We start from the raw sequence: 14,110 nt of genomic DNA, 5'->3' as shown, positions 1-14,110 counted from the left end.
CTATTTCGCCTGCTCGAGCTTGGCCGCCTTGGCGCGGTCGGACCACCAGATGTCGGGAGCGCCGACGCCGTTGGCGTAGCGCGGCAGCTTCTGGGAATGGCTGAACTGATCCCAATACGCGAGCCGGTGCGTCTTGTTATACCATTGCGGCACCCAATAGCGGCCGGCGCGGAATAGGCGGTCAAAGGCACGGCAGGCGACAGTCAATTCCTCGCGGCTCTCGGCTGCCATGATCTTCTCGATCATGGCGTCGATCGCCGGACTGGCGACGCCCGCGAGATTGTACGAGCCCTTGGTTGCGGCGACTTGCGACGAGAAGAACGCCCGCATGGCATCGCCCGGCGTCGCCGACATGCTGAAGCGCTGGATCGTCATGTCAAAGTCGAAATCCTCCACGCGCGCGCGATATTGCACGGCATCGACGAGGCGGAGGCTCGCCTCGATGCCGAGCGTCCCCAAGTTCTTGATATACGGCGCGTGATGCGGCTGGAGCGAGGGCTCCTCCGCCAGGAATTCGATCTTGAACACCTCTCCGCTCGGCAGCATTCGCTTGCCATCCTTGATCGGAAAGCCCGCTTCGTTGAGCAGCTGCTGCGACTTGCGCAAGAGAGCTCGGTCCTGCCCCGATCCGTCGGAAACCGGCGGCGCGAAGGGCGCCGCGAACACCTCGTCGGGAACCTGACCGCGGAATGGCTCGAGCAGCTTCAGCTCTTCCGGCGACGGAGGCCCATTGCTGGCCATGAGATCGGAGTTCTGGAACGGCGACACCGTACGGGCATAGGCGCCGTACATGATGGTCTTGTTGGTCCATTCGAAGTCGAAAGCGTCGATCAGGGCCTCGCGCACGCGGGGATCTCTGAATTTCTCGCGTCGGGTGTTGATGAACCAGCCCTGCGCGCCGGACGGCGTGTCGTCGGGCACGATTTCGAGCTTGACGCGGCCATCCTTCACGGCCGCGAAGTCGTATCGCGTCGCCCAGATGCGTGAGGTGAACTCTTCCCGGTAGAGATAGTTCTTGCCGGTAAACCCTTCGAAAGCGACGTCGCGGTCGCGATAGAACTCATAGCGCACGACATCGAAATTATAGGTACCGCGGCAGGGCGGCAGATCGGCAGCCCACCAGTCCTTCACCCGCTCATACTCGATGTAGCGATTGACCTCGAACTTGCCGACCTTGTACGGACCCGAGCCCAGCGGGATCTCCAGAGACGATTCATCGAACGGGCGAGACGCGTAGTACGCCTTCGAGAAGATCGGCAGGCTCGCGGCATAGAGCGGCACATCGCGCGCCCGCCCCTTGGCAAAGGTGACGACGAGCGTTGCGTCGTCGACCGCCTCCGCGCTGACCATGTCGCGCAATTGCACGATGATCAGCGGATGGCCCTTGGTCTTCAGCGCCGTCAACGAGAACGCCGCATCATGCGCGGTGAGCTTCGTGCCGTCGTGGAATTTCGCCTCCGGCCGCATCGTGAAGCGGTAGACCAGCTTGTCCGGCGATATCTGCACGGATTTGGCTGCAAGCCCGTACATCGCATCAGGCTCGTCGTTCGCGCGCACCATCAGCGGCGCGAAGGTCATGTCCATGCCCTGAGCGCCGTCGCCCTTCAGGATGAAGGCGTTGAGCGAGTTGAAGGTCTGATAGGATTGGTTGTAGGCGCGCACCGACGGGATGAGCGAGAACGTGCCGCCCTTCGGCGCATCGACGTTGACGTAGTCGAAATGGTGGAAGTCGGCGGGATATTTGAGATCGCCGAACGCCGAGATGCCGTGCGCCTCAACCCCGCCCTCGGATGCATGCGCGCCACGCAGTAGCTGCGCATTCAGGGACGCACCGACGGCGCTGCCGACACCCAGGGCCAGCACATGGCGGCGTGACATCTGCGTCATGCGGGGAATGTCCTTCACGACTTCTTTGCGATCCGCGCCGCCTTGTCTGCGTCGTACCACCAGATGAAGGGGAAGCCGGACTGACCATATCTGGGCATTTCCGTCGGCCGGCCGAAGCGGTCCCAGCGCGCGGTGCGCACCTTCGTATAGGTCCATTGCGGCACGACGTAATGATTCCACAGCAGCACGCGGTCGAGCGCCTTGGTCGCGGCAACGAGATCGTCGCGATCCCTCGCGTAGATCACCCGCTCGATCAGCTTGTCGATTGCCGGATTCTTGATGCCGCCAATGTTGCGCGAACCGGCGATGTCGGCCGTCTTGGACGACCAGAATTCGCGCTGCTCGTTGCCCGGCGACTGCGACTCGCCCCACGAGTTGGTGACGACGTCGAAATCCCACTCGCGCGTCCTGTTTTCGTATTGGGTCGGATCGACCGTCCGCACGCTCACCGCAATGCCGAGTCGCTCCAGCGACGGCTTGTAGAACAGCGTGATCCGCTCGAAGCTCGGATCCGAGTTCAGCAGCTCCAGGGTGAACTGGGCGCCGGTCTTGACGTCGGTCAGCTTGCGGTCGCGCACCTCGTAGCCGGCCTCCTTGAACAGCCGCAGCGCCTCGCGCAGATTATCGCGCACGGCTTCCGGACTGCCGCCGACCGGGTTGGTGTAGGCCGTGGTGAAGACTTCAGGCGGGACCTGGGCGCGCACGGTCTCGAGGATCTCGAGCTCCTTGCCCTGCGGCAAGCCGGTCGCCATGAGCTCGTCGATGCCGTCGAAATAGCTGTTGATGCGCTTGTACTGGCCGTAGAAGATCTGCTTGTTCATCTCCTCGAAGTCGAACGCATAGTTGAGCGCGCGCCGCACGCGCGGGTCACTGAACTTGCCGCGGCGCAGGTTCGGCACGAACGCCTGCATCACACCCGAGCTGCGATTGGCGAACTCCTCGAGGATCACGCGCTTTTCGCTCACGGCCGGGAAGTCGTAGGCTGTCGCCCAATTCTTCGCGCTGTTCTCGGTGCGCCAATCGACCTGGTCGGCCTTGAAGGCCTCGATCGCGACGGTGGCGTCGCGGAAATATTCGTAGCGCAGCTCGTCGAAATTGTTGCGACCGACATTGGAGGCGAGGTCGCGGCCCCAATAGTCCTTGACGCGCTCCAGCGCGATCGACCGTCCTGCAACGAAGTCCTTGACCCTGTAGGGGCCGGAACCGAGCGGCACTTCGAGCGTGGTGGCGGACACGTCGCGCTTGCGGCCCTGCGCGTCGGTCCCTTCCCACCAATGCTTCGGCAGGACTGTGAGTTGCCCGACGATCTGCGGCAGTTCGCGGTTGCCCGGCGCGTCGAATACGAATTTCACCTCGCGCTCGCCGACCTTTTCGGCCTTCACCACATGGCTGTAATAGGCCGAGTACATCGGGTGGTGCTTTTTGAAGGAATCGAGCGAGAAGATCACGTCATCCGCGGTGACAGGCTTGCCGTCGTGCCATTTGGCTTCCGGCCGCAAACGATAGGTGACGAAAGAGAAATCGTCCGGATGGCTGACGGCCTCGGCCAGCGCGCCGTATTCGGTCGAGACTTCGTCGAGCGAGGGCGTCGTGAGGGATTCGTAGATGAATGCGACGGCACCGGCGACCTGCCCCTTCACGCCCGACACGACGATATTGAAATTGTCGAAGGTGCCGACCGCGATCTGGCGCGCGACGCCGCCTTTGGGCGCTTCCGGATTGACGTAGTCGAAGCGCTTGAAGTCGGCGGGGTACTTGACCTTTCCGAACAGCGACAAGGCATGGCGCCAAGGAAGCTCATTCGCCGATTGCGCCTCGGCACTGCCGACGACGGAAAGGCCCGCTACGGAACCGAGGGCGGGGAGCGCTGCGGCCGCAGTGCTGGTGAGCAGGAGATCACGTCGGGTGATGGCCAAATCAACATTCCTGTCTTGAAGGAGGCTACTCCTTTAAGTTCCCAATATAGGCGAGGTTTCGACCGAATATGTTGCTTTTTCCTCATCTTGGAAGGCCGGACGGCCCATCGGATGCGGCCAAACGCCCCGATAACGTCACCGCGAGGCCGGATAAGGAAACGGCCAGGCTTTTCAGCCTGGCCGCTTATTCCAAGATCGGGTTCTTGAGGCCTTACTTCGACGCGGTCGGCAGCGGCTGAGGATGCTCTGACAGCGAATTCAAATAGGCAATGACGTCGGCGCGCTCGGAATCCTTGGCAATACCGGCGAAGCCCATCGCAGTGCCCGGGATGAAGCCCTTCGGATTGGCGATGAACTTGTTGAGGTCGTCGAATGTCCAGGTACCGCCCTTGCCCTTCATGGCAGCGGAGAAATTGAAGCCGCCGCGGCCCTCACCCCTCTTCTCGCCGACGACGCCATAGAGGTTCGGACCGACGCGATTCGGGCCACCCTTCTCGAAAGTGTGGCAGGCACCGCACTTCTTGGCGGCCGCCGCGCCCTTTTCGACGGAGGCGGTCTGGAGCAACTTTTCGATCGGCTCGGAGGCCGCGGCGGCAGCGCCGCCTTCCTTGCCGTGGCCGGCGTCTTCCTTCACGGCGATCTCGAAGCCCGGCTTTTCCGGCATCTTGGGCGAGAAAAGAGCCTGGGCGGTAAAGCTGGTCACCAAGAGAAAGAGACAGGTACCAAGCACGGCACCCATGATTTTATTGAGTTCGAAAGAGTCCATTTCCGGCCAGGCCCCACACCGCAAGAAGGATCGAGCGGCCGGGCGGCCGCCAGGACGAGCCTCGGGAGAATCAAACGTTCCCTATTGTTTCCCCGAGTTTTGCCATTGAGATATCGGTTTGCCCGGGGTCTGGCAACCCGTATAAGCGACCCGGCTTTCGGCCCGTCCCCACCCCATTTCTCGGCGCGGAAAACGCCCCGTTTCCAGGCTCTTGACCCGATGATCGATCCTCGCATCCTGGTGCTGATCCCGGCCCGCATGGCCGCCACCCGCCTGCCCGGCAAGCCACTCGCCGATATCGCGGGATTGCCGATGATCGTGCACGTGATGCGCCGCGCGGAGGCCGCCGGAATAGGCCGGGTCGCGGTCGCGACCGATACGCCCGAGATCGCTTCGGTCGTGACGGCCCATGGCGGCGAGGCCGTGATGACCAGCCCCACACACCCCTCCGGCTCCGACCGCATCCACGAGGCCATGCAGAAGCTCGATCCCGACGGCAAGGCGGAGATCGTGGTCAATCTGCAGGGCGATTTCCCGACGATCACGATCGGCAACATCCGCGAGGTGCTGCCGCCCCTGCAAGACCCGGCCGTGGACATCGCGACACTGGCTTCGCAGATCCACACCGAGGAGGAGGACCTCGCCCCGAGCGTCGTGAAGGCGATCGGAACCTCACTCGGCGGCAAGCGCATGCGTGCACTTTATTTCACACGCGCGACCGCGCCGACCGGCGACGGACCGCGTTACCACCATATCGGCCTTTACGCCTATCGCCGCGCCGCGCTGGAGCGTTACGTTTCGCTGCCGCCCTCGCCGCTGGAATTGCAGGAGAAGCTCGAACAGCTCCGGGCGCTCGAGGCCGGAATGCGCATCGACTTCACCATCGTCGACACCGTGCCCCGCGGGGTCGACACGCCGGCGGACCTGGAAACCGCCCGCAGCATCCTTTCCAAATCCTGAGCCGCTGTTACAAGGCCGACCCAGGAGCACTTTTAAGATATGAGCAAGATGAAGATCGCATTCCAGGGCGAGCCCGGGGCCAATTCCCACATCGCCATCGTCGAGGCCTATCCCGACGCCGAGCCGATGCCCTGCGCCACCTTCGAGGACGCGCTGTCGGCGATCTCCTCGGGCGAGGCCGATCTCGGCATGATCCCGATCGAGAATTCGGTCGCGGGCCGCGTCGCCGACATCCATCACCTCTTGCCGGCGTCCGGCCTCTTCATCATCGGTGAATGGTTTCTGCCGGTCCGGCATCAGCTGATGGCGGTGAAGGGCACCAAGCTCGACGACATCAAGAGCGTTGAGAGCCATGTGCATGCGCTTGGCCAATGCCGGCGCATCATCCGCAAGCTCGGCGTCAAGCCGATCGTGCATGCCGACACCGCCGGCAGCGCTCGCGACATCTCCGAGCGCAAGGACAAGACGGTGGCCGCGATCGCCTCCCGCCTCGCCGCCAAGATCTACGGCCTCGACATCCTCGCGGAGGACATCGAGGACGAGGCGCACAACACCACCCGCTTCGTGGTGCTGGCGCGCGAGCCGAAATGGGCCACCCAAGGCTCCGGCCCGCTGGTCACGACTTTTGTGTTCCGGGTGCGCAATTTGCCGGCCGCGCTCTACAAGGCGCTCGGCGGCTTTGCCACCAACGGCGTCAACATGACCAAGCTCGAAAGCTACATGGTCGACGGCAATTTCTTCGCCACGCAGTTCTACGCCGACGTCGACGGCCACCCTGAAGACAAGGGTCTCGCTTTCGCGATCGAGGAGCTGAAATTCTTCTCGCGCGAATTCCGCATCGTCGGCGTGTATCCCGGCCACCCCTTCCGCGCGACGTTCAGCGAGACGCAGCAGGATTGATCTCGTGTCCCGGACGCGCGAAGCGCGAGCCGGGACCCAGGGGCGAAGCGACCCGGCGCTGCGATGGGCCCCGGCTCAGCAGCGCACCGCTGAAGGGCGTTGCGCTGCGTCCGGGGCACGGCAGCTCCTATGCGGCCGCCGGCTTCGCCAGCCCGAACGCCTCCGCGAGCAGCGAATACGACTTCTTCCGCGCCTCGTGATCGTACACCGCCGTGATGACCATCAGCTCATCAGGCTTGCTCGCGTCGATCAGCGGCTGCAGCTTCTTCTGCACCGTGGCGGGATTGCCGACGAACAGGCGGGAGCGATTGCGGAGGATCGAGGTGCGCTCGGAGTCGGAATAAGGATAGGCCAGTGCCTCCTCGACGCTCGGCAGCGGCAGATATTGACCGCGGTCGCGGCGCAGCCGGTTGAGGTCGAACGAGCTAGCAAGCCGTTCGGCCTCCTCATCGGTATCGGCGGTGATGGCGGCGACTGCGAGGATGGCGTCGGGGCTCGCACGCCAGGCCGAGGGCTGGAAGCGGTTGCGATAATGCACCATCGCGTCGACCGCGTCGTGGGACGCGAAATGATGCGCGAAGGCGAAGCCCATGCCGACCTGTGCGGCCAATTCCGAGGAATAATCGCTGGAGCCGAGCAGCCAGATCGGCGGCAGTTTGGTGTCGTCGGGCATGGCAACGACGTTGTGGTAGGGATGCCCTGCGGGAAATTCGCGGGTCTCCCACAGAATCAGTTCGTGTAGCCGCTCCAGGAAATCGTCGCCCTCGCGGCGGTCGAGCCGGCTGCGTAGCGCATAGGCCGTGGCGCCGTCGGTGCCGGGCGCCCGGCCAAGGCCGAGGTCGATGCGGCCGGGAAACAGCGCCTCCAGCATCTTGAAGCGCTCGGCCACCACCAGCGGCGCGTGATTGGGCAGCATCACCCCGCCGGAGCCGACGCGGATATGCTTCGTCACCGCCGCGATCTGCCCGATCATGACGTCGGGCGCAGGGCTCGCGACCGAGGCGAGGTTGTGATGCTCGGCGAGCCAGTAGCGGACATAGCCGAGGCCATCGACATGGCGCGCCAGGTCGATGCTGTTGCGCAGCGCCGCGGCAGGCCTGGTGCCTGATGTGACGACGGAGAGGTCGAGGACTGAGAGCGGGATCATGGCGCGCTAACCTAGTGGAGGGCCGCGCGGCGACAATGGGGCGGCTGCGCAGATCTGACGTGTGCAGGCCGCGATCCGGCGCACTCGACCAAAGCGAGGGGGTGGGCCAAAGGCAACCCGAATGACATTGATTCCACTCTGCCCACCTACGTCGTCCGCCTCAGACAGCCATCAGAACTTTGCACAAACTATTGAAATAATTGGATTATTATGAAGATATCGACATCCCATTCAGACCAATAGACATTCAATAATTCAGTCCATTGTTGGCATAAGTGGGCCATTTCCCATCATTGATGGGCTGTCGATCAAACTACCTTTGTCCTATCATAGGCTCTCCCAAGCTAGACCTGACCGTCGGCCGCCAGGATCTGGCGGCACATCTGGAGCGAGTGGTGCCATGACCGATCTGACGATTCCTGCCCGAGCCGACGGGCAAGACGGGCACCTGAAGCGGCCTGCGATCTCCTTCGAGTTCTTTCCGCCCAAGACGGAAGATATGGAGCGCAATCTCTGGGAGACCATCAACCGGCTCGCCCCGCTCGATCCGAAATTCGTCTCGGTGACCTACGGCGCCGGCGGCTCGACCCGCGAGCGCACCCATTCGACCATCGCCCGCATCCTGAAAGAGACCGCGCTGCTGCCGGCGGCGCATCTGACCTGCGTCGGCGCCTCGCGCGGCGAGATCGACGAGATCGTCGACCGCTATCACGAGGTCGGCGTCCGCCATATCGTGGGCCTGCGCGGCGATCCCGCCGGCGGCATCGGCACGCCCTATGCCAGCCATCCCAACGGCTATCAGAGCTCGGCCGAGCTCGTCGCGGGGATCAAGAAGCGGCATGCCGACATCGAAGTGTCCGTGTCCGCCTATCCCGAGAAGCATCCCGAAGCGCGCGACTTCGATGATGATATCGACACGCTGCAGGCCAAGGTCGATGCCGGCGCGACGCGCGCGATCACCCAGGTGTTCTTCGACAACGACCTCTACTTCCGCTATCTCGACCGCGTGCGGGCGCGCGGCATCGACATCCCGATCGTGCCGGGCATCATGCCCATGCACAATTTCAAGCAGGCCCGCAATTTCGTGACGCGCGCCGGCACCACCGTGCCGGATTGGTTCGCCGCGAAATTCGAAGGCCTCGACGACGACGCCGAGACCCGCAAGCTGGTGGCCGCGACCGTCGCGGCCGGCCAGGTGCAGAAGCTCGCCAAGCACGGCGTCGACACTTTCCATTTCTACACAATGAACCGCGCCGATCTCGTGTTCGCGATCAGCCATTTGCTCGGCATCCGCGCCAAGAGCGCGCAGAAGGCGGCTTAAGACAACATGACCGTACCCACCTCTCCGAAGCGAACTGCCCTGCTCAACGCCGCGCGCGAGCGCATCCTCGTGCTCGACGGCGCCATGGGCACGATGATCCAGAACCTGCAATTCGACGAGAAAGCCTTCCGCGGCGAGCGCTTCAAGGACTTCCATCGCGACCTGCGCGGCAACAACGATTTGTTGATCCTGACCCAGCCGCGGGCGATCGAGGACATTCACGCGGCGTATTTGCGCGCCGGCGCCGACATCGTCGCCACCAACACCTTCTCCACGACGTCGATCGCGCAGGCCGATTACGACCTCACCGACATCGTCTACGAGATGGCGCGCGAAGGCGCCCGCCTCGCCGGCAACGCCGCACGGCGCGTCGAGGCCGAGGACGGCAAGCCGCGCTTCGTCGCGGGCGCCATCGGCCCGACCAACCGCACCGCCTCGATCTCTCCCGACGTCTCCAATCCCGGCTACCGCGCCGTCACCTTCGACGATCTGCGCAAATCCTATGGCGAGCAGATCCGTGGCATGCTCGACGGCGGCGTCGACCTGCTGCTGGTCGAGACCATCTTCGATACGCTGAACGCCAAGGCGGCGCTCTATGCGATCGCCGAGATCACCGAAGAACGCGGCATCGACATGCCCGTGATGGTGTCGGGCACCATCACCGATAAGTCCGGCCGCCTGCTGTCCGGCCAGATGCCGGAAGCGTTCTGGCATTCGGTGCGGCACGCTAAACCCGTCACCATCGGCTTCAACTGCGCGCTCGGCGCGGAAGATTTGCGCGCGCATATCGCCGATATCGGCCGTGTCGCCGACACGCTCGTGTGTGCTTACCCGAACGCCGGCCTGCCCAACGAATTCGGCCAGTATGACGAGACGCCCGAGTACATGGCGCGCCTCGTCGGCGAGTTCGCGCGGGATGGCCTCGTCAACATCGTCGGCGGCTGCTGCGGCACCACGCCGGACCACATCGCGGCGATCGCCGCCGCCGTCGCCCCGCACAAGCCGCGCATCGTGCCGGAGATCGCATCGCGCCTGCGGCTGTCCGGCCTCGAGCCCTTCATCCTGACCGACGCGATCCCGTTCGTGAACGTCGGCGAGCGCACCAACGTCACCGGCTCGGCCCGCTTCCGCAAGCTGATCACGGCCGGCGACTACACGGCGGCGCTGCAAGTCGCGCGCGACCAGGTCGAGAACGGCGCGCAGATCATCGACGTCAATATGGACGAGGGCCTGCTCGACTCCGAAGCTGCGATGGTGACCTTCCTCAACCTCGTCGCCGCCGAGCCCGACATCGCCCGCGTCCCCGTGATGGTCGATTCCTCGAAATTCTCGGTGATCGAAGCCGGCCTGAAATGCGTGCAGGGCAAGCCGGTCGTCAACTCGATCTCGATGAAGGAAGGCGAGGAGAAGTTCATTCACGAGGCCAAGATCGCCCGCCGTCATGGCGCGGCTGTCGTCGTGATGGCGTTCGACGAGGTCGGCCAGGCCGACACGTTCGCGCGCAAGACCGAGATATGCAAGCGCGCCTACGACATCCTGGTGAACAAGGTCGGCTTCCCGCCTGAGGACATCATCTTCGATCCGAACATCTTCGCGATCGCGACCGGCATCGAGGAGCACAACAATTACGGCGTCGATTTCATCGAGGCGACGCGCTGGATCCGGCAGAACCTGCCTGGCGCGCACATCTCGGGCGGCGTCTCCAATCTGTCGTTCTCGTTCCGCGGCAACGAGCCGGTGCGCGAGGCGATGCACTCGGTGTTCCTGTATCACGCCATCAAGGCGGGCATGGACATGGGCATCGTCAATGCCGGGCAGATGATCGTCTATGACGACATCGATCCTGAGCTGCGCCAGGTGTGCGAGGACGTCGTGCTCAACCGCGATCCCGGCGCGTCCGAACGGCTGCTGGCGCTTGCGGAGAAATTCCGCGGCAACAAGACCCAGACCAAGGAAGCCGATCTCGCCTGGCGCGAATGGCCGGTGGCGAAGCGGCTGTCGTATTCGCTTGTGCATGGCATCACCGAGTTCATCGAGCAGGACACCGAGGAAGCCCGCAAGGCTTCCTCGCGTCCGCTCGACGTGATCGAGGGCCCGCTGATGGCCGGCATGAACGTCGTCGGCGATCTCTTCGGCGACGGCAAGATGTTTTTGCCGCAGGTGGTGAAGTCCGCCCGCGTGATGAAGCAGGCGGTAGCCTGGCTGATGCCGTTCATGGAAGAAGAGAAGGCGCGCAACCTCGCCAATGGCATCGGCACGGAAGGCTCCTCCTCCGCCGGCAAGATCGTGCTCGCGACCGTGAAGGGCGACGTCCACGACATCGGCAAGAACATCGTCGGCATCGTGCTCCAGTGCAACAATTACGAGGTGATCGACCTCGGCGTGATGGTGCCTGCCGCCAAGATCGTGGAGACCGTGAAGGCGGAGAAGGCCGACATCGTCGGCCTCTCCGGCCTGATCACGCCCTCGCTCGACGAGATGGCATTCTTCGCCGGTGAATTGCAGCGCGAGGGCCTCAAGCTGCCGCTCTTGATCGGCGGCGCCACCACGAGCCGCGTGCACACCGCAGTCAAGATCGACCCGAGCTATCGCGCCGGCCCCGTCGTGCATGTCAACGACGCCAGCCGCGCCGTCGGCGTTGCGTCCTCGCTGCTCTCGCCCGAGAAGCGCGAAGCCTATGCCGCCGAGGTGCGTGCCGAATATGCAAAAATCTCGGACGCACATCTGCGCGCGCAGGCCGACAAGAAGCGCCTGAAGCTCGCCGCAGCGCGCGCCAACCGCGTGCCGGTCGACTTTGCCAAAAGCAAGCCGGTAAAGCCGACCTTCCTCGGCATCCGCAGCTTTGACGACTACGACCTCGCCGAGCTGGTCGACTGCATCGACTGGACGCCGTTCTTCCAGACCTGGGAGCTCGCCGGCCGCTTCCCCGCCATTCTCGACGATGCCAAGGTCGGCGAAGTCGCGCGCTCGCTCCACGACGACGCGCGCAAGATGCTCGACACCATCGTCAAGGAAAAATGGTTCCGGGCGCGCGCGACGATAGGCTTCTGGCCAGCGAATGCCGAAGGCGACGACATCGCGCTCTATGCCGACGAGAGCCGCACGAAGAAGATCGCGACGCTGCACACGCTGCGTCAGCAGCTCGAGAAGCGCGAAGGCCGCTTCAACGCGGCGCTCGCCGACTTCGTCGCGCCCACGGGCGTGCCCGATTATGTCGGCGGCTTCGTCGTCACGGCCGGCATCGGCGAGGATGCGGTCGCCGACCGCTTCAAGATGGCCAATGACGACTACTCCTCGATCCTGTGCAAGGCGCTGGCCGACCGCCTCGCCGAAGCCTTCGCCGAACGCATGCATGCGCGCGTGCGCCGCGAGTTCTGGGCTTACGCGCCGGACGAGACGCTCTCCAACGACGATCTGATCCTGGAGAAGTATCAGGGCATCCGCCCCGCGCCGGGCTATCCCGCGCAGCCCGATCACACCGAGAAGGCGACGCTGTTCGAGTTGCTCGATGCGGAAGCGACCTGCGGCGTGAAGCTGACCGAGAGCTTTGCGATGTGGCCGGGCTCCAGCGTGTCCGGGCTCTATTTCGCCAGCCCCGAGAGCTATTATTTCGGCGTCGGCAAGATCGAGCGCGACCAGGTCGAAGACTACGCCGCGCGCAAGGGCATGACGGTGGCCGAGGCCGAGCGCTGGCTCGCGCCGGTGCTGAACTACATCCCGTCGCGAGAGGACAAGGCCTTCGCGGCAACGGCGGCGAACGACGAGACCTTAGCGGATCTCGCCTCGCACCCGCCCGGCTGCACCTGCGCGGTGCACCTGGTCTGGCAGAAGAAGCGCGCTGGGGCGGGATAGGCGCCGCTCTAGCTGCAAAACCAAAAATCTGAAAAACAACCCCATGCACAGTAGCGATGGGGTTGAAAACCCTGAGCAATTTCGGTCTTGCCGAAGCGGCTTGTTCCGTCGGGCAAAGCACTGGTAATATTCCATCATCGCCTGCCGCGTGGATTCCGCACTCGATGCCGCGTGCTTCGATCTCGTGTCCCGGACGCGAGGCGGAACGAAGTGCCGCTCCGCAGAGCCGGGACCCAGGGCAGCACTTCGAGCCGATCGGCGCGCGGGAGAATGGCATTCGTAATCGTCTGGAAATCCTGACCATCTGCCTAGTGATGCTGAGCGGGGTCTTTGTTTCGCATCATGCTGCCCCGCTCGAGGCGGCGGCGGCCGAGGTTGCGCAGCAACCGTCCAAGTCAAATGATGCCAGCGGAACCATGCAAACCGTCACACAGCTCCTTGCCCAACCCCGCTCGCCGTCGCGCGATGACCAGCTCTATTTGGCCGCGGTAGCCCTGTTCAAGGCGATCGAGGCAAGCCAGGCGCCGGTCGAGAGTCGCGACACGCTTGCAAGAGCGCTGCATGAGGTCGCGCTCGGCGGGCACGCCAACGCTTGGGTCGACTATGGCCGCTGCCTCTGGAACGGCTGGGGCGTGCCGCGCGATCGCGACGCTGCGATCGCTGCCTACAAACGCGCGGCCGAACTCGGCTCGGATTACGGCGCCTATCTCACGGCGTACAATCTCTATTGGACGTTCAGGAAATATGACGACGCCTATGCTTACGCCCAGAAAGCGCTTGCCGGCGACGACCCCGATGGCGCGGTGCGCTACCTCCTGGGGCTGATGGCCTACAACGGTCGCGGGCAACCGAAGGACGTGGCCAGAAGTCTTGCATTGCATCTCGAAGCGGCGAAGCGCGGCAACGCCGATGCCTATTTCGAGCTGTTCGTCTATGCGATGCAAGGCATCGGCGAGCGCAACAAGGCAGTGTTCTACCTGAAGCAGGCCGGACAACGCGACCAGCCGCGCGCCTGCGCCAATCTCGGCGCACTCTATGCCACCGGGCAATTGCCTGGCATCGAGAAGGATCTCGGCGAGTCCGTCCACTGGTACAAACGCGCCGCCGATCTCGGCATCGGCCGCGCCGCCGCAGCGCTCGGCGTGATGGCCACGCGCGGCGAAGGGATGGCGAAGGACCCGGATGCCGCGGAGGCGTATTTCGATCGTGCTGAGGATCTGGGGTTTGAACTGGACGAATATCTGCGGGCGAACGGCGTGACGCGGAGGAAATAGTCGCCCCCGTCATTCCGGCCAAAGCGCGAACCAGGAATTTCGCGCCGCAACCTCGGAATTCCGGGTCCGCGCGCTTCGTTCCGGAAT

The 14,110-nt window shown here is 64.0% G+C and carries 9 protein-coding genes; 5 read left to right on the top strand and 4 right to left on the bottom strand.

What is annotated here, in order from left to right; translation table 11 throughout:
* From RAD10_RS21820 to RAD10_RS21810, 3 genes are all read right to left on the bottom strand, one after another.
* A complete protein-coding gene (locus RAD10_RS21820; RefSeq protein ID WP_461619210.1) occupies positions 1-1,887 on the bottom strand; it encodes an extracellular solute-binding protein in 1,887 nt (628 codons plus the stop codon).
* Between the two features lie 14 nt (positions 1,888-1,901).
* The gene (locus RAD10_RS21815; protein WP_461619209.1) at positions 1,902-3,803 is read right to left on the bottom strand and encodes an extracellular solute-binding protein; all 1,902 of its coding nucleotides are present in this window, start codon (positions 3,801-3,803) and stop codon (positions 1,902-1,904) included.
* 211 nt (positions 3,804-4,014) lie between these two features.
* Complete coding sequence (locus RAD10_RS21810) at positions 4,015-4,569, bottom strand: c-type cytochrome (protein ID WP_092254355.1); 555 nt, start codon at positions 4,567-4,569, stop codon at positions 4,015-4,017.
* Positions 4,570-4,788: 219 nt separating this feature from the next.
* Here RAD10_RS21810 and RAD10_RS21805 point away from each other — a divergent pair, with 219 nt between their 5' ends.
* Positions 4,789-5,529: a 3-deoxy-manno-octulosonate cytidylyltransferase gene (locus RAD10_RS21805; RefSeq protein ID WP_104462082.1), complete on the top strand. Its 741-nt coding sequence runs from the start codon at positions 4,789-4,791 to the stop codon at positions 5,527-5,529.
* A 39-nt stretch (positions 5,530-5,568) separates the two neighbouring features.
* Positions 5,569-6,429, top strand: coding sequence for a prephenate dehydratase (locus RAD10_RS21800; protein ID WP_461619208.1), 861 nt, complete (start codon positions 5,569-5,571; stop codon positions 6,427-6,429).
* Positions 6,430-6,556: 127 nt separating this feature from the next.
* On the opposite strand, the gene RAD10_RS21795 is transcribed toward RAD10_RS21800, so the two are convergent.
* Positions 6,557-7,576, bottom strand: a complete 1,020-nt coding sequence (locus RAD10_RS21795) for an LLM class flavin-dependent oxidoreductase (RefSeq protein WP_461619207.1) — start codon at positions 7,574-7,576, stop codon at positions 6,557-6,559.
* Positions 7,577-7,976: 400 nt separating this feature from the next.
* On the opposite strand from RAD10_RS21795, the gene metF reads away from it, so the two are divergent.
* From metF to RAD10_RS21780, 3 genes are read left to right on the top strand one after another with little or no spacing between them, the layout of a single operon-like run.
* Positions 7,977-8,897, top strand: coding sequence for a methylenetetrahydrofolate reductase [NAD(P)H] (gene metF, locus RAD10_RS21790; protein WP_461619206.1), 921 nt, complete (start codon positions 7,977-7,979; stop codon positions 8,895-8,897).
* 6 nt (positions 8,898-8,903) lie between these two features.
* Positions 8,904-12,749 (top strand): methionine synthase, encoded by a 3,846-nt coding sequence (gene metH, locus RAD10_RS21785; protein ID WP_461619205.1) that lies wholly within the window; start codon positions 8,904-8,906, stop codon positions 12,747-12,749.
* Between the two features lie 56 nt (positions 12,750-12,805).
* Positions 12,806-14,023, top strand: coding sequence for a tetratricopeptide repeat protein (locus RAD10_RS21780; RefSeq protein WP_461619204.1), 1,218 nt, complete (start codon positions 12,806-12,808; stop codon positions 14,021-14,023).
* The last annotated feature ends 87 nt before the right edge of the window (positions 14,024-14,110 follow it).

The sequence above is a fragment of the Bradyrhizobium sp. 23AC genome (assembly GCF_054863025.1).
This window is presented reverse-complemented; position numbering and strand designations above follow the sequence as displayed.